Raw genomic sequence first — 16,293 nt, forward strand, 5'->3', positions numbered from 1 at the left:
GTAGTATTCACCTCCTTATTTGTTATCACTTCTCCCTGGGGAATGCTATGGCTGGTCAGTCTTCATCTCAGGCGGCATCACCATTTCAATGGTGGAAACCCGCACTGTTCTTTCTCGTCGTTATCGTTGGCCTGTGGTACGTCAAATGGCAGCCGTATTACGGTAAAGCCTTTACGGCCGCGGAAACCCACAGTATCGGTAAATCTATTCTCGCCCAGGCTGATGTAAACCCGCTGCAGGCGGCATGGGATTACGCGATGGTTTACTTCCTCGCGGTCTGGAAAGCGGCGGCGCTCGGCGTGCTGCTCGGTTCGCTTATTCAGGTGCTGATCCCCCGCGACTGGCTGCTGCGCACGCTTGGGCAATCTCGTTTTCAGGGTACGCTGCTGGGAGCAATTTTTTCGCTACCGGGGATGATGTGTACCTGCTGCGCCGCGCCGGTTGCCGCCGGAATGCGTAAACAGCAGGTGTCGATGGGCGGGGCGCTGGCGTTCTGGATGGGCAACCCGCTGCTGAACCCGGCGACGCTGGTTTTTATGGGTTTCGTGCTTGGCTGGCATTTTGCTCTGATCCGGCTGGTGGCCGGGCTGGCGACGGTGCTGGTGGTGGCGACGCTGGTGCAAAAATGGGTAAAAGAGGCGGCGACGCAGCCGGTAGCGGCAGAAGACGTTAGCCAACTGAAGAATGATGAGGGCAGTTTTATCAACCGCTGGCTGCGCGCGCTGTGGTCGCTGTTCTGGAGTACGATCCCGGTTTACATCCTCGCGGTGCTGGTACTGGGCGCGGCGCGGGTCTGGCTGTTCCCGCATGCCGAGGGCGCGGTCGATAACACGCTGTTCTGGGTGATCGCAATGGCGATAGCCGGTTGTCTGTTCGTTATCCCGACGGCGGCGGAAATCCCGATTGTGCAGACGATGATGCTGGCTGGAATGGGCACCGCGCCGGCGCTGGCGCTGCTGATTACCTTGCCTGCGGTGAGCGTACCGTCGCTGGTTATGTTGCGTAAGGCGTTTCCGGCTAAAGCGCTGTGGCTAACCGGCGGGCTGGTGGCGTTGTGCGGGGCGATCGTCGGCGCGCTGGCGCTGGTGTAATTTATCCGGCGCGGGGCTGTGGACCCGTTCCGGATTTTGTGCCGGGTGGCGGCTGCGCCTTACCCGGCCTACGGTCCGTGCGGCCTGCCTTTAATTTATACTGCCGCTTACCGGGGCTACAGCGCAGCGCTATTTGGTAGCCCGGCTTAGCGAAGCGCCAGCCGGGTTAGATCACGTTTATTTAAGATAGGTAAACGCGGTGGTGACGCGGCTCACGCCGCTTACCCGGCTGGCGATATCTGCCGCCGCGCGGCCTTCACGGTCGGTGACCAGGCCCATCAGGAACACTTCGCTGTTTTCGGTCGTCACTTTCACGTTGGAAGACTTCACCTGATCGCTGCCCAGCAGTTGGGAACGAACTTTGGTGGTGATCCAGGTATCCGACGACGCGGTGCCTAAGCCAATCGGCTGGCCTTGACGCACTTCATTGAAGACTTCGGTAGTCCCTTCAACTCCCATCGCGATTTGTTTGGCGCGAGAGGAGAGATCGGCGGTCGGCGACTGACCGGTCAGCAGGACCTTACCCTGATAAGCGGTGACGTTAATACGCGCTTCTTTCTTAATCTGTTCATCTTTCCCTAAGGCGCTGTTAACGCGTAGCTCCAGGGTGCTGTCATCAACCTGCGTACCCACCGTACGCGGGTCCGTTGCCGCTTTGGTGCCGACGGCTGCCGTACCGACTACCGCTGCGGCGACGCAGCCCTGTAGCAGTAGCGCAGAAAGCAGGATGGCGAGGGGCGAGAGAGCCTTCATGTGTTCTCCTTATTCGTCCTGGTGTGGAAAAAGCGTGTTATCAATCAAATCGCACAGACAATTGACGGTAAGCATGTGCATTTCCTGGATCCGCGCGCTGCGGTGCGAAGGAATGCGGATTTCAACGTCCTGCTGACCTAACAGGCCAGCCAGCTCGCCGCCGTCGTAACCGGTTAACGCCACGATAGTCATATCGCGGGTGACCGCCGCTTCCACGGCTTTCACGATATCCCGGCTATTGCCGCGCGTAGAAATCGCCAACAGTACGTCGCCGGCGTGACCCAGCGCGCGCACCTGTTTAGCGTAGATTTCATCATGCAGGCGATCGTTGGCGATTGCGGTTAAGACCACATTATCGGTATTTAGTGCAATGGCGGGTAAACCAGGGCGCTCTGTTTCGAAACGATTGATCATGCTGGCAGCAAAATGCTGTGCGTTGGCGGCGGAGGTGCCATTACCACAACAGAGGATTTTGTTGCCGTTAAGCAGCGACTGAACGAGCGTCATAGCCGCGCGCGAGATGGCGTCCGGGAGCGCTTCCGCGGCGGCGATTTGGGTTTGAATGCTTTCGGTAAAGCAGGCTTTAATTCTGTCGAGCACGGGATCCCTTAAATCTGATAATACGCTATTCGCCAAAGGCGTTTTTCAGCCATTGGATGTCGTTGCCGGTGAAGGCTACCACATCGAAACGGCAATCCACAGTATCAAAACTCCCATTCTGCCGGGAGAGCCACAGACGAGCAGCCTTGAGAAGACGTTGTTGCTTTTGCGGCGTGACGCTGGCGGCGGCATCGCCGTAGCTGGCGCTGCGCCGGTAGCGCACTTCGACGAACACGATAACCGCGCCGTCGCGCATAATAAGATCGATCTCGCCGCCGCGCTCGCGGGCGTTGGCGGCGATAAAACGCAGTCCATGCCGTTCTAACCACCGACGCGCCTGGCTTTCCCAGGCGTCGCCGGTCTGTTTGCTTAGTTGGCTGCGACGATTTGTCCCTGTTGGTACTTGAGCCATGATAACTTCCTGTTGATCACGCAGTCCGGCGTGGCCGTCAGATCGCCCGTATTGCCGTTCAGCTCGTAACCTGGGCTCTGGCGCATTTGCGCGAAATGATTCGCCAGCGACCAGGCGTCGGCGCCCATCGCATACAGACGCGCCAGCGAGTAGTCGTTACGCACGGCTGAGAGCGCCTGCTGCATCAGCGCCGGGTTACTGCCAGCCAGCATCGGGATTTCACTATATTGCAGGCCTTCCATCTCCAGACGGAAATCCGGGCCGGAGGTGCCCTGGGCGCTGCGGGAGCTGGCGTACAGGGTGACGTTGCTCTGGCTGCCGTTGCGCATGGCGATCAGCGGCTTGATATAGCCAATTTGTTCCGGGGTAGCGACGATATAGGCGGCATCGATGCTGCCGCCGCTGCTGACCGGAACGTCGCCTGGGCTGCCGAGCGAGCTATCCACAGATGACGGCAGCGTCGATACCGGGCTGCCGGTCAGCGAGATGCCGCCACCGTTGACGCCGGATTTCAGCTCCGCCGTCGATCCCAGACGTTGCTGCAGCACCGTACCGCCGCCCAGTTTCAGCCACTCGTCGGCGAATGCGCTGACCACGCGGTCGCCAAGCGCGCCGCGCGGCACCAGCAGTAACGGCGTTTGCTTGCCCTGATCGTGAATATGACGCGCCGCGTCGCGGGCTTCATCTTCCGGGGAGAGCGCGAAGTAGCACAGGTTCGGGCGGTTCTCGACTTTACCCGGCTGGTTAAGGGCGAGCACGTTCAGCGAGGTGTTGCTTCTCATCACCTCTTCGACGTTTTCTTTCAGCAGCGGGCCGACCACGAGGGTGGCGCCGTCCTGCTGCACCTGCGCCAGCAGCTGGCTCATCGGCTGGCTGGTGGTATCGTAAATTTTCAGTTCAGCGGCAGGATTGGCGGTGGTCGCCACCGCGGGCTGCGGCTGCGCGGCTGGCGCGCTCACCGGTTGTGCTACCGGTTGTGCTGCCGGCGTTGCGGTAACCGGGGCGGATAGCGGAGCGGCTGCTGGTTTCGCGGCAGGCGCGGCCTGCGTCTCCGCTGGCGCCTGCACCGGCGCGGCCTGGCTGCCGGTGGCGGTGAGATCGCCGACTTCCGCCTGCGAAGGGCTCACCACATCGTTATTGCCGGCAACATTCGCCGCCTGGGCGACCTGCGCCGGCACTGCGCTACCCTGGACCGCTGGGGCGCCATTCTTCGCCGCTTCAAAACCCTGCTGGATAGTGCGGCCGAAAATCGCCGCCTGGCCGTTCAGAGGCAGCAGCAGGGCGATTTTATTGGTCGAGGCCGGTTTATAGTTTTGCATATTCACCAGCGCAGTGGGCAGCATCTGCGCCCCCGGGTTCTGCGGATAACGGATTTGCCAGTCTTTGACGCCCGCTTTCAGCATTGCCGGATCGTTGCGGTTGTCGAACCACATCCGCTGCAGATCCAGCCAGCCCTGCAGCACGTTTTCGTCGGCATTGATTACCAGCGCGTTGGCCTGCTGTGGGGTCATCGCCGTTAGCGCTTTCCATGTGGCGTCGATGTTTTGTTGTTTTTGCTTCGTCTGGTTTAGCAGGGGCTGCTGGGCAATCAGCGCACGCAGCAATGCCAGAGACGGCTGTCCCTGGCTGGCGTCAATTTGCGCCTGCCAGTAGCGCGGCTGCTGATTTTTCTCAAAACTGAGAGGATCGAGTTTGCTCAGCAATGCCTTCGCGCCCTGGTAATCGCCTTGCGCCAGTTTGACTTCCACCGCCAGCAGCGACTGTTCACGGGCCTGCGTGCTGTTCAGGTTCGACGGCAGTTGGTTGTACAGGTCGATAGCCTGCTGCTTCTTACCTTCCTGCAGCAGTGCACGAATGGCGAGTAATTGCCAGTTGGTCTTGCTATCATTCGTGCTTTGCTGCATCTGCTGTAGGTAGAAACTGGAGTTGGCCTGCGACGTACCCTGCATAAACGCCGTGCTTTGATCCTGCGTGTGGGTGCCGCAGCCAGCAAAAAGAAGAGTAGCCAGCAATACGGGCAGACAGCGCGCGGGCTTAGAACGAAGAAATGTTGACGGTACCATATGTATCCAGTGATATTTTTTTGGCTCAATGCTCAATATTAAATCGGCAATACGGACGAGACAATGAAACAACACGAATCAGCGGATAATTCTCAGGGGCAACTGTACATTGTGCCCACTCCGATAGGGAATCTGTCTGATATCACGCAGCGCGCACTGGAAGTGTTGCAAGCTGTTGATTTAATTGCTGCGGAGGATACCCGCCATACCGGTTTGCTGCTGCAGCATTTTGCGATTAACGCCCGTTTATTTGCCCTTCACGACCATAACGAGCAGCAAAAGGCCGAAACACTTTTAGCGAAATTAAAAGAGGGGCAGAACATCGCGCTGGTGTCCGATGCCGGCACGCCGCTGATTAACGATCCCGGCTACCATCTGGTGCGTACCTGCCGTGAAGCCAATATTCGCGTCGTGCCGCTACCGGGCCCTTGTGCTGCGATTGCCGCTCTGAGCGCCGCCGGTTTGCCGTCCGATCGTTTCTGCTATGAAGGTTTCCTGCCGGCGAAATCGAAAGGCCGCCGCGATACCCTGAAGGCGCTGGAAGAAGAGCCGCGCACTATTATCTTTTATGAGTCAACGCACCGCCTGGTGGAGAGCCTGGAGGATATCTGCGCGGTTCTGGGCGAATCCCGTTACGTAGTGTTGGCACGCGAGCTGACCAAAACCTGGGAGTCTATCCACGGCGCGCCGATTGGCGAGCTGGTGGCGTGGGTGAAGGAAGACGAAAATCGCCGCAAAGGCGAGATGGTGCTGATCGTCGAAGGTTTTAAGGCCCAGGAAGAGGCGTTGCCGGCGGCCGCGCTGCGGACTCTGGCGCTGTTACAGGCGGAACTGCCGTTGAAGAAAGCCGCCGCGCTGGCCGCGGAAATCCACGGCGTGAAGAAGAACGCGCTGTATAAATACGCGCTGGAGCAGCAGGGATAACCACTGCGCCCGGGGTTAACCGGGCGCGGCTGACTATTTTACCGGCGTCGCTTCGAAAACCAGCGTTTGTAAGGGTTGTAGCGTAACAATAACCGCTTGCTGGTAATCAGCTGGGAAGGTCGCGTTACTACCGTAAACGCTTTTTAACGTAAATCGCGATGTCTCTCCCTGCGGTATCTCGAACGCTTTTGCGAGATCCAGGAAATACTGCTGCGGTTTATCTGATGGGTTACGCAGGCCTAATATCGCCTTATCTTTCTTCCATGAAGCCCAGCCGTAAACTTCCAGCGCGGTAGGATCGCCGCCGACCCAATGGGTATCCACCAGCACATCCGCATTTGCCCTCGACCATTTTGCCGCCTGCGCCAGGGTATCCCACTTCGCTTTGTTAAGCATCGATGGTGTGATGTATAGCTCCTGTAATTGCGTACCCGTCGCGAAATAGCTCCAGACCTGATCGGCGAAATCGCTATCGGTTTGCGGTTTTTCCAGCCCGTAATAGGCATTTTCAGCACTGACAATACCATGATACATCAGTGAGTTAAGCGGGAAGAGCGGCCCTTTACGCACAATTGAGCGATAAGTCTCGGCATCCCGATAGGTCATCCATTGCTGTACTGGCGTTCCAGGGCCATAAAGATTGATATCGTCTCCCTGGCGCCAGATAGCGTCAGCATAAAAGAGCCAGGAAGGACTGGCGTTGGTCCCGGTGGTTAAATTAATAAATTGATTAGGATTGGCGCTGCGCATGTTATGCAATAAAGCGATAGATGCATCAAAATCGGAAGCAAACTGACTACCCGCAATATGCGAATTTGCGTTGCCCATACCATCAAGCTTAAAAGAGGTAATATGCTCGTCTTTAATCAGCTTAATAATTTGTTGATTGAAGTTGTTGAAATAGTGCGGTCCGGATAGCGCGAATTTGCCATCGACCGTTTCAAAGCCATACTCTTTGGCGTGGGAGACGCGAATATCTCTGGGCTTGTTATAACCTCCCCAAGGGGAAAGCCACAGCCCTACAGAACTTTGCATGCTGGCCGCTTTTTCTCGTACTTTGCTGAATCCCTGGCTGAAGGCGGGGCCAAAGAGCCATCTGCCGGTACGATCGTCCCAACCGTCATCCAGAAGAAAGGCATCTAATGTGACGCCGCGACCGGAAATAAACTCTTTATTCCATTCATCCATCCGGCTTAGCACATCCTGTTCGCTATAGGTGGTAAAGAAACCAATATCCATCCAGCTGTTATAGTGTAGATAGGGTTTATAGGGGCGTGGACGCACGGCATCAATAAAGATATTCACGCTGCGACGAAGCTGATTGGTTTCCGGAAAAGTGCCGAAGTAGGTCGTATAGCTGAGTGGTGCGGCGGGGTCGATGGCTGTTTTTAATTCTACATTCAGATTCGTGGTCGCCTCATATGCCCAGGTATTTACGATAGGTTTATCGGGCAATATAAAAAAGGTATCAGCCACAATCGGTGAACTATTGATTGCGCCATCGACATACGGTGCTTGCGATTGTTTTTTAGTCGGGAAAAAAGTTATTTTTGCCACGTCTCGCGATTGGCCTACCGCCGCGATGGTGTAATCAATACTCGCGTAGTTTCCCTTTATCAGGTTCATCTTTACCGTGACGTTAAAATCGGGGCGGGTATAATCGATAATAATAGAGTCGCTATTTTTCTCGACATTCTTTACTTTAAAATCAGCGGTGTGGATGATGGTTTCATCTGGTAGCGTGAGAAAAAACAGTTCTTGCGGTGAAAGTTGATGGGCCGATTTTTCATCTTTTACCATTGTTGCTGAGTTCGCATCGTTAAATGAAAGCGCCATCGATGCGTTATTTAATGTGTATTCAGCGGCCGCCGCGCTTTGCGAAACCAGTAGGGCCAGTAACGAAACAGTGAGCACTTTTTTCATTAGAAAGATCCTTGCTGTCGTTATATCAGAGGTTAATAACGTTAGCCCTCTCGGGCTAACGTTTTGTCATTGTATGGTGTTCAAGCTTCTGCGGCCTGTAATAGTCGGTTAGCGGAACCGCACACGCTAATTTTACTTTTTACAACTTCTTTCATCGCATCCATGCCGACACGCATGTAATAACGTGGGTCGTTACCTTGCGGATTGTCAGCAAACCATTTTTTCACCGCGGCGGCGAAGGCGATTTTGAGTTCTGTGGCGACATTGACCTTGCAAATTCCCAACGTGATAGCACGACGGACGTAGTCATCCGGTACATCGCTTGCGCCATGCAGCACCAGAGGGATATCGACCACTTCCCTGATTTCCGCCAGCCGTTGGAAATCAATCTTAGGCGTTTTTTGATATAGCCCATGAGCGGTACCGATCGCCACGGCGAGACTGTCGATACCGGTCAATTCGACAAAGCGTTTAGCCTCTTGCGGGTCGGTGAGAAAGGCGCTTTCCGCGTCAACGTTAAGATCGTCCTCCATTCCGCCAAGCCGTCCCAATTCCGCCTCGACGCTACAATCCAGCGCGTGACAAAAATCGACGACTGATTTCACCAGCTTCACATTCTCATCAAACGGAAAATGGCTGCCATCAATCATTGCGCTGCGGACCCCGGCATTGACCTTACGACGAATATCCGCCAGCGACTCATGATGGTCGAGATGTAGCGCAATTGGCATCGCGTAGGTGGCGGAGTAGGCATGGCAGAGCGCGTAAATTTCCTCCAGCGCGATATGCTTAAAGGTTCCCGGCGTGCCGGCAAGGATCACCGGCGATCGCATTTCACTGCATGCTTCCAGGATCGCCTGGATCGTCTCGGCGTTATGAATGTTAAATGCAGGAACCGCATAACTTTTACTCTGGGCATCCTGCAGAAGATATTTGGTGGAAATAATGCTCATGGCGCGCTCCTTTTAAGCCTGCCAGGGATGAATAACGACACCTTGTACGACGCGGTTAACGGTACCGCTGGCGGAAGGCGTATCCGGGGTGTTGCCCACGGCGAGAGATTGGTTAAGCGCGAAAATCTGGGCGTACATCAGGAAGCTGAATGCCAGTTCGACATCGTTGAAGTGTCGTGATGGCGGGAGAATGATATGCGGGCCTGCTTCAATAACAGGATCGGAACCTGCGGCGATGGCTACTATCCGCATAGCCTGGCGATCGCGACGCAACTCAGCGAGAAGATCCAGATCGTACTGGCGGGTATAGTGATGGTTGGAGACAAACATCACCACCAGCGTTTCGTTATTCACCAGTGACTTAGGCCCGTGACGGAAGCCGGTAGGCGAGTCATAAAACGCGGCCAGCTTACCTGCCGTGAGCTCAAGCACTTTCAGGGCGGATTCGCGCGCGGCGCCCTGCAACCCGCCGCTACCGAGGTAAACGATCCGTTTCCACGCTCCGTTGCCGAAAACCCCAGCGTTAATATCGCTCAACGAGTTAAGAATCGTCTGGCAGCAGTCAGCGACATCGCTGAATGTCTGGCTATTAATGAGGTTGGGTGCGAACACTGCAAGGCAACTGGCCATCATCGTGGTAATACTACTGGTCATCGCAAAGCCGCGATCGTGGGTTTCTGGCGGCATCAACAGCGGCAGAGCATTGTCGCTATCCAGCGCGGTTTGATACAGGCTGCCTGCTTCGTTGCAGGTAATGGGTAGGTGATAACACTCTGTAACAAACTGGTTCGCTAGTTCCACTGCGGCCACGCTCTCCGGGCTATTGCCTGAACGGGCAAACGAAACCAGCAGCAGTGGATGAGCGGGATCCAGATAATCCATCGGGTTGGTTACAAGGTCGGTGGTTGGAACGGCGCTAAAGTTTTTACCACTATGGCGGGACAGCCAGGGCGCGATTATCTCGCCGATAAATGCAGAAGTGCCGGCGCCGGTCAGGACGATACGGAGATCGTTTTTTCGTAGCAACGGCGTGAGAAAACCATCAATCTCCGATCGCAAACGATCGATATTCTTTAAAGATTGTATCCAACTGCCTGGTTGCTGGCGGATCTCTTCTTCGGTCCAGGTACCAGTGGTTGATGGCGCGGGGGTATATCTTTCTGACATAACGCAATCCTTATGGTGATGATTTCCGCTTTCGGTGTGGGCTAATGCAGTTCTTTCGTTTCGTTTCACTTTGACTTGCTTTTAATGTATTAAAATTTACATGAAAGAAATCGAAAGCTCAATAATATGATTGACAATAAAACGAAAATAGTCGCGCTCTGGCGTTATTTTTTACATAACAAATTGAAATAATATGGTTTTTATTTGGATCGATTGCGAATCCAAAAAGAAAGGAAAAGAAAGGTCTGCAGGCAGGCTGCAGACCTGAGGAGAGAAGTGGGCTTAAAGCGAAAACGTTTCACCGCGGATCCAGATATTTTCCAGTCGCAGTTCGTTATCTACTGCAATGATGTCGGCCATTTTTCCCGGTTGTAACGATCCTAATTGCCGATCCAGCCCTAATAGCCGCGCCGGGTGAAGAGAAGCCATATGAATAGCCTGTTCAGCCGTCATACCGGGTAATGAACTGACGGCACGCACGGCGGAATCGAGTGAAAGGGTACTTCCCGCCAGACTTCCATTTAGCGTACGGACGATACCATCACGCATTTCTACTGTTTCGCCACATAGGGTGTAATTGCCGTCAGGCATACCCGCCGCCTGCATCGCGTCGGTTATCAGTATGATGCGATCTCCGGCACAACGGCAACATAGCTGCATTGCCGCGGGATGTACGTGATGGCCGTCGGCAATGAGTTCAAGCCAGGCGCGGTTATCGGTTAATCCGGCGCCGACCATTCCCGGTTCGCGATGATGTAATCCACTCATACCGTTGTAGCAATGTACCAGGCCATCCGCGCCGGCATCAAAGGCGGCACAGGTTTGTTGCCAGGTTGCCGCGCTATGGCCCAACATGACCCGCACGCCTTGCCGTTTAAGATGACGGATTGCCTGTAGCGCCCCCTCTTTTTCCGGGGCAAGGGCGACGACGCGTAGCGTCTCGCGAGAAACCGCAATCAACCGATCGAATTCGGCAAGATCCAGTTCCCTGAACCACTGTTCCGGATGGGCGCCTTTGTGCGGCGGCGTAAAGTAAGGGCCTTCAAGATAGCTGCCAAGAATTTGCGCCCCTGGACCGCCTGCGTGAACGCGCCGCGCAATACGTTCCAGCGCCGCATGGATTGCCGCTAACGGCGCGGTGACGGTGGTCGGCAACCAGCTGGCGACCCCCTCACGCGCTTTGTGTTTCGCCAGCAGATCTAACGTATCCGGCGCGTCATCCATGACATCTACGCCTGCGCCGCCGTGGACATGAATATCGATATAAGCAGGACACAGCAGCTCGGCATCGCGAGTGAGGACACCCGCGGGAATCGGCTCCAGCGCCACGATAACGTCATTTTCAATCCGTAGCTGATGGTCATCAAGCCATCCTTGCTCTGTGAGTAAGCGCCTGGCGCGCAGTATGCGGCTCATATGCCTTCCTCAACAGCATGATCTTCCCGACAGCGTCCCAGTTCGTCGACCAGACACGTTAACCCGCGGTGACCGCATTCCAGCGCCTGAAGACGAAAGGCTTCGCTGGTTAATCCTTCGCGTTCCAGCACCATCTCCAACAATAGCTGCAGGTTAGTGCCGGTAATCACTTCCCGGCCGCGTTTTTGCATCGCCAGCGTGGAGGCGATGCGAAACGGCGTGCCGCCGAGTAAGTCAGTCAGAAAAACAATGTCTTCTTCGCCGTCCAGTTCATTGACCGCCTGTTCCAGCTGTGCGGTTAGCAGGGCGGTGGTGGATGATTCAGGGAAATCTATCGCAATGAATTGCGACTGTTCACCCAGAATCTGTTTCATTGCCTTTTCCATGCCGCTGGCAAACCCGCCATGCCCGGTCAAAATGATTCCTAACATCGAAAACCTCTTAGCGTTACAGGAAGTGACAGAATTTACCTACGATACCCAGCGCGACCGTGATGCCGATAAGACGGAGAGGGCTCCAGCCGCGGCGTACCAGCCAGTACATCGCCAGGGTATAAACCAGCGGTAAAAAGGCGGGCATCAGCTTATCGATGACATCGGTTTGCAGTTTAACCACGGCGTCGCCGGCAGTGATTTCAAGCGTGGTGCTTAGACGAACATAGGTCGCTACCAGCGCGCCAATCACCGTCATCCCGACGATGGAAGCGGCATGACCGACTTTTTTGGTATTGGCTTTGATGAGCGGGATCGCCGCTACCCCCATCCGGTAAGCGTAATGCGCCAGGCCGAAACGCAGGCCGAGATGGACCACATTAAACAGGACGATAAAAACGACGGCCCCGAGAATCGAACCCTGAAGCGCCAGGCTGGCGCCAATGCCGCCGCAAATCGGCAGTAACGTTAGCCAGAACATGGCATCGCCGATACCGCCGAGCGGCGCGCCAACGGCGATTTTGGTGTTCTGGATGCTGTTAACATCCTGCTTCGAGCGCTCCATCGCCAGGATGATGCCGATGACAAAGGTCACGAGGAAAGGATGAGTGTTAAAAAACCCCATATGTCCTTTCATCGCCCGCGCCAGATCGCGCGGATTGGTGTGGATTTTCTTCAATGCCGGCAGCAGTCCATATAACCAGCCGGAAGCTTGCATACGTTCATAGTTAAATGATGCCTGTAAAAGCATCGAGCGCCAGGCCACCCGGTTAATGTCTTTTCGCGTCAGGTCGGCCCCAATGCTTTGATCTTCATAAACGTTTTCGTTGACGCCTGTGAGTAACGTTGTTTCACTTTCTGCCACATTGGGCAGCGTATGTTGATTAGATGCCATCTTCGAATTCCTCTTTAGGCGCCGCAGATTGAGTCGGTTCGGGAGATTTACGTAGCAGGTCGATAAGCGCCATAGCCAGCGCGGCGGCGGCAATGGCTAGCACGGGGAGCTTGAGCCAGGCCGCAGCAACGAACCCGATGATGAAATAGGGGATGTAGACATTTTTCATCATGATTTTGAGCAGTACGGCAAAACCGATTGCTGGCATGATGCCGCCCGCGACGCCCAAACCATCGATCAAGCGCTCAGGGAGTACATCGATCGCGGTTTTGGCGTGCTCTGCGCCAAAGTAGATGGGCAGAAAGGCACAGAGAAAATAAAAAGCGCCTAACGCCAGCAACGCCAGGTAATTCACGCGCTCAATGCCGCGGGTATCGGCATTTGCCGCCATGCGATCGCAGCGCGACATAACACCGGACATTACCGAGAAAAGGAATGTTATCCCCATCTGAACCGCGACGGCGAAGGGAACCGCAACGCCGACGGCGACATCGGGTTTAACGCCGGTGGTAATGGCAAAGGTGGTACCGACGATGGTCCCAATAATCACGTTTGGAGGTTGCGCGCCGGCCAGCGGCGCCAGCCCCATCCACACCAGCTCCAGCGTGCCGCCGGTTAATATACCGGTATGAAGATCGCCGAGGATCAGACCCACCAGAGGGCCAAGCACCACCGGACGATGCATATGGGTTAATCCGTTGAACATATCCAGGCCGGCGATAAAGGCAAGGATACCCAATGCAATGGCTTGAAAAAGCGAAATTTCCATGGCGAGCCCCTTAGAGCAGTTTATAAAGATCCATTGCCGGTTCTGTCGGAACTCCTTGAATGAAGCACTCAACGCCGGCGGATTTCAGACCGTTAAAGGCAGCAATATCATTGCCGTCGACAGAGACGGTTTTGGCAATTTGTCGTTTCCCGTCGGCGTAGTGCATATTGCCGACGTTGATGCGCGATACCGGCACCCCGCCGGAAACCAGCGTCAGAAAATCGGCGGGCGATTTACATACCAGCAATATTTTTTGCCGATCGGCGGCGCGATGAATGTTGTCGATGACTTTCTGCAGCGACCAGAAGCGCACGGCAATTCCCTCTGCCAATACCATTTCCATTAAATTCTGTTGCACAGGGTCTTCAGCCACCTCGTCATTGGCAACCAGAACCAGATTCGCGCCTGCAAACCCGACCCACTGCACGCCAACCTGGCCGTGGATTAAGCGTTCATCAATACGACTTAAAACAATATTTGGCATCGCCGTTTCCTCTTCGTTGTTATCCGTTATGAGATGTCATGCCCTGACAGGCGTCATGGTATTGCTGCAATATGTCCTGGACGTGGCTAATGATGAGTTCATGCGGCGTAGCGCTGAGCGCCCCCTCGCGAACTTTTACATACTGTAAAGGCAGATACTGGCTAATGAGCGGAAGCGGAATGGCCTCATCGGCCAGATTGCGCACCAGATGCGCTAAAGCGGTGTCTATCTGGCTGTCCGGCCAGTAGTAGCGAACGCGATCGGAATAGCTGTAGCCGCGTGCTAACCGCTGCGCGTGGCCATCGCCGTGGTAGTGGCTTTGCCAGTATTCCGGGCGATCGAGCATGACGTTTTCCAGTACCTGGCGTAGCCCTGAACAGGCTTTTGCCGGTACGATTTCTTCTTCAATCGCTGCTAAAGCGAACAGCGCTTCACGTAACGCGAAAGTCAACGCCGGGCCGACTTTCAAAATCGCAAAATGATCGACCACCAGTTGGCGTAGCGCATGCGGCGTCTGATAATCCGTGGAATGCGCCTCGAAGAGCAGCGTGGCGTAATCCTCTACCATTGCGCTAAGAGGTTTTGAATTTTTTGATTTATAATCAATAACTTGTGTGTGATCAAATTCAACGCCAGGCTGTACTACGAGTGCAATAATTCGCGGCCAGAGATCTTCAAGCCCTTGTCTGGCAAAGGCTCTTTTGTGTGCGTCGAGAGTCGCTCGTGCGGCATTGGGGGTCGTGACCTGCAATGTGTTTAACGTTTCATGCGCGCCGCCCGGAACCGGAACCTCAGTGCCTATCACGTAGACAAGATCGGAGTCGCCTCCCCGGGCAATGCAGCTTTCTTCCGCGATTTTCGCCAACCTTGCGGCGCGTTCAGCAACGATGTCATCGGTTAAGGGAATAGGATCGTCTTTACAGGACATGCTGCAATCGAGGTGGATTTTTTTAAATCCGGCGGTGACATAGCTTTTGATCAGGTCGTCGGCATGGGCCATGGCTTGTGCTGCCGGTAGATGTTGCCAGCGGTTTGGCCCCAGGTGATCGCCGCCGAGGATGAGATCGTCGCGGGGGAAACCCAGTGAATCGGCAAGATGATAGATAAAGCCGCAGAAATCGGCGGGGGTCATACCGGTATAACCGCCAAACTGATCAACCTGATTGGAAGTCGCTTCAACGAGCAGCGGCGTGTGGTTTGCCTGAGCAAACCGAATGGCGGATTGCAGCACCAGCGGATGCGCGGAGCACACCGCGTAGATCCCGTTAGCCTCACCCTGTTTGTGTCGCACCACCAATTGTGTAAGATGTTTCACTTTCCTCTCCGGGTCAGATGTTGACGATTTTAATCTTTCGTTTTGTTTCGCTTTATAGTGCTTCAGCGTGCTTTAAAAATAAAACGAAAGATAATAGTTTTCCGATCTGTTTCACAAAAGAAACATAATGAAAGCTTTCAGCGCGGTGAGAACCTCTGTTTCCTGACCCGATAGCGCTTGCATTCTGCTAAAAGAAAGGCGTTAATAGTCAAAACGAAATGAAACGAAAGATTCAACCAAGGATATAGTTATGAACAGCAGCGAGTCATCTGCCGAAAAGCGCATTTCCGGGACAAGTGAAAGGCGTGAGCAGATCATCCAGCGGTTGCGACAGCAGGGAAGCGTTCAGGTTAATGACCTGGCGGAGGCGTATGGAGTATCGACGGTCACAATACGCAACGATCTGGCGTTTCTGGAAAAGCAGGGTATTGCGGTGCGAGCTTATGGCGGCGCGCTGATTTGCGATAGCCATACACCTGGCATCGAACCGTCAGTGGAAGACAAAAGCGCGCTGAATACAGCCATCAAACGCCAAATCGCCAGCGCCGCCGTTGAAATGATAAAACCGGGGCACCGTATTATTCTCGACTCGGGCACGACTACCTGTGAAATCGCTCGTCAGCTAAGACAACATCAGGATGTCATCGCGATGACCAATGGAATAAATGTCGCCAACGCGTTGTTAGAAGCAGAAGGGGTGGAGTTACTGATGACGGGAGGGCATCTACGCCGCCAGTCGCAGTCTTTTTATGGCGATCAGGCTGAGCAATCCCTGCAGAATTACCACTTTGATATGCTTTTTCTGGGGGTGGATGCGATGGATCTGGAGCGCGGGATCAGCACCCATAATGAGGACGAAGCCCGCCTGAACCGTAAAATGTGCGAGGTCGCAGAGCGCATTATCGTTGTGACGGATTCCAGTAAATTCAATCGCTCCAGTTTGCATAAGATTATCGATACGCAGCGTATTGATACCATTATTGTCGATGATGCGATCCCGCAAGAGAGTCTCGAGGGGCTACGTAAGGGTGGGATTGAAGTTATCCTGGTCAAATCATAACTCTCTTCCCAGCCGGGATATTCTGTATAACCCGGCT

General features: G+C 54.7%; 16 protein-coding genes. 3 read left to right on the forward strand and 13 right to left on the reverse strand.

What is annotated here, in order from left to right; genetic code table 11:
• Nucleotides 1–47 precede the first annotated feature (47 nt).
• Nucleotides 48–1,091 (forward strand): permease, encoded by a 1,044-nt coding sequence (locus tag KGA69_RS09185; protein WP_213293021.1) that lies wholly within the window; start codon nt 48–50, stop codon nt 1,089–1,091.
• Between the two features lie 177 nt (nt 1,092–1,268).
• Here the strand turns inward: KGA69_RS09185 and dolP are convergent, their stop codons facing one another.
• From dolP to KGA69_RS09205, 4 genes are read right to left on the reverse strand one after another with little or no spacing between them, the layout of a single operon-like run.
• The gene (dolP, locus tag KGA69_RS09190) at nt 1,269–1,844 is read right to left on the reverse strand and encodes a division/outer membrane stress-associated lipid-binding lipoprotein (protein ID WP_045394929.1); all 576 of its coding nucleotides are present in this window, start codon (nt 1,842–1,844) and stop codon (nt 1,269–1,271) included.
• A gap of 9 nt (nt 1,845–1,853) precedes the next feature.
• Nucleotides 1,854–2,444 carry a DnaA initiator-associating protein DiaA gene (diaA, locus tag KGA69_RS09195; RefSeq protein WP_015369544.1) on the reverse strand — a complete coding sequence of 197 codons (591 nt, stop codon included), beginning with the start codon at nt 2,442–2,444 and terminating at the stop codon, nt 1,854–1,856.
• A gap of 25 nt (nt 2,445–2,469) precedes the next feature.
• The gene (locus tag KGA69_RS09200; protein ID WP_045394928.1) at nt 2,470–2,856 is read right to left on the reverse strand and encodes a YraN family protein; all 387 of its coding nucleotides are present in this window, start codon (nt 2,854–2,856) and stop codon (nt 2,470–2,472) included.
• Nucleotides 2,814–4,919 carry a penicillin-binding protein activator gene (locus KGA69_RS09205; RefSeq protein WP_213293022.1) on the reverse strand — a complete coding sequence of 702 codons (2,106 nt, stop codon included), beginning with the start codon at nt 4,917–4,919 and terminating at the stop codon, nt 2,814–2,816. Before KGA69_RS09205 ends, KGA69_RS09200 begins: the two co-directional genes overlap by 43 nt.
• Before the next feature lie 63 nt (nt 4,920–4,982).
• On the opposite strand from KGA69_RS09205, the gene rsmI reads away from it, so the two are divergent.
• Nucleotides 4,983–5,843 carry a 16S rRNA (cytidine(1402)-2'-O)-methyltransferase gene (gene rsmI / locus KGA69_RS09210; protein ID WP_045394926.1) on the forward strand — a complete coding sequence of 287 codons (861 nt, stop codon included), beginning with the start codon at nt 4,983–4,985 and terminating at the stop codon, nt 5,841–5,843.
• Nucleotides 5,844–5,876: 33 nt separating this feature from the next.
• Here rsmI and KGA69_RS09215 read toward each other — a convergent pair whose 3' ends face one another.
• The 9 genes from KGA69_RS09215 to kbaZ all read right to left on the reverse strand — a co-directional run bounded on the left by KGA69_RS09215 (nt 5,877) and on the right by kbaZ (nt 15,196).
• Nucleotides 5,877–7,766: an alpha-galactosidase gene (locus KGA69_RS09215; protein WP_213293024.1), complete on the reverse strand. Its 1,890-nt coding sequence runs from the start codon at nt 7,764–7,766 to the stop codon at nt 5,877–5,879.
• Between the two features lie 80 nt (nt 7,767–7,846).
• Nucleotides 7,847–8,719, reverse strand: a complete 873-nt coding sequence (gene kbaY, locus KGA69_RS09220) for a tagatose-bisphosphate aldolase subunit KbaY (RefSeq protein WP_213293026.1) — start codon at nt 8,717–8,719, stop codon at nt 7,847–7,849.
• A gap of 12 nt (nt 8,720–8,731) precedes the next feature.
• A complete protein-coding gene (locus KGA69_RS09225; RefSeq protein WP_045394922.1) occupies nt 8,732–9,886 on the reverse strand; it encodes an SIS domain-containing protein in 1,155 nt (384 codons plus the stop codon).
• A gap of 282 nt (nt 9,887–10,168) precedes the next feature.
• Nucleotides 10,169–11,302 carry an N-acetylglucosamine-6-phosphate deacetylase gene (gene nagA / locus KGA69_RS09230; protein ID WP_045394921.1) on the reverse strand — a complete coding sequence of 378 codons (1,134 nt, stop codon included), beginning with the start codon at nt 11,300–11,302 and terminating at the stop codon, nt 10,169–10,171.
• A complete protein-coding gene (agaF, locus tag KGA69_RS09235) occupies nt 11,299–11,733 on the reverse strand; it encodes a PTS galactosamine/N-acetylgalactosamine transporter subunit IIA (protein ID WP_045394920.1) in 435 nt (144 codons plus the stop codon). Before agaF ends, nagA begins: the two co-directional genes overlap by 4 nt.
• Nucleotides 11,734–11,749: 16 nt before the next feature.
• On the reverse strand, nt 11,750–12,628 hold the full coding sequence (gene agaE / locus KGA69_RS09240) for a PTS N-acetylgalactosamine transporter subunit IID (RefSeq protein WP_045394919.1): 879 nt from the start codon (nt 12,626–12,628) through the stop codon (nt 11,750–11,752).
• Nucleotides 12,618–13,397 (reverse strand): PTS N-acetylgalactosamine transporter subunit IIC, encoded by a 780-nt coding sequence (gene agaW, locus KGA69_RS09245; protein WP_045394918.1) that lies wholly within the window; start codon nt 13,395–13,397, stop codon nt 12,618–12,620. The genes agaE and agaW overlap by 11 nt, the downstream gene beginning before the upstream one ends.
• A 10-nt stretch (nt 13,398–13,407) precedes the next feature.
• On the reverse strand, nt 13,408–13,881 hold the full coding sequence (gene agaV, locus KGA69_RS09250) for a PTS N-acetylgalactosamine transporter subunit IIB (RefSeq protein ID WP_015369555.1): 474 nt from the start codon (nt 13,879–13,881) through the stop codon (nt 13,408–13,410).
• 19 nt (nt 13,882–13,900) lie between these two features.
• Entirely contained in the window at nt 13,901–15,196 is a 1,296-nt protein-coding gene (gene kbaZ / locus KGA69_RS09255; protein WP_045394917.1) for a tagatose-bisphosphate aldolase subunit KbaZ, read from the reverse strand.
• A 250-nt stretch (nt 15,197–15,446) separates the two neighbouring features.
• Here kbaZ and KGA69_RS09260 point away from each other — a divergent pair, with 250 nt between their 5' ends.
• Complete coding sequence (locus KGA69_RS09260) at nt 15,447–16,256, forward strand: DeoR family transcriptional regulator (RefSeq protein ID WP_045394916.1); 810 nt, start codon at nt 15,447–15,449, stop codon at nt 16,254–16,256.
• Nucleotides 16,257–16,293: the final 37 nt, after the last annotated feature.

The organism is Klebsiella sp. A52, assembly GCF_018388785.1.
GTDB classification, from domain to species: Bacteria; Pseudomonadota; Gammaproteobacteria; order Enterobacterales; family Enterobacteriaceae; genus Klebsiella; species Klebsiella aerogenes.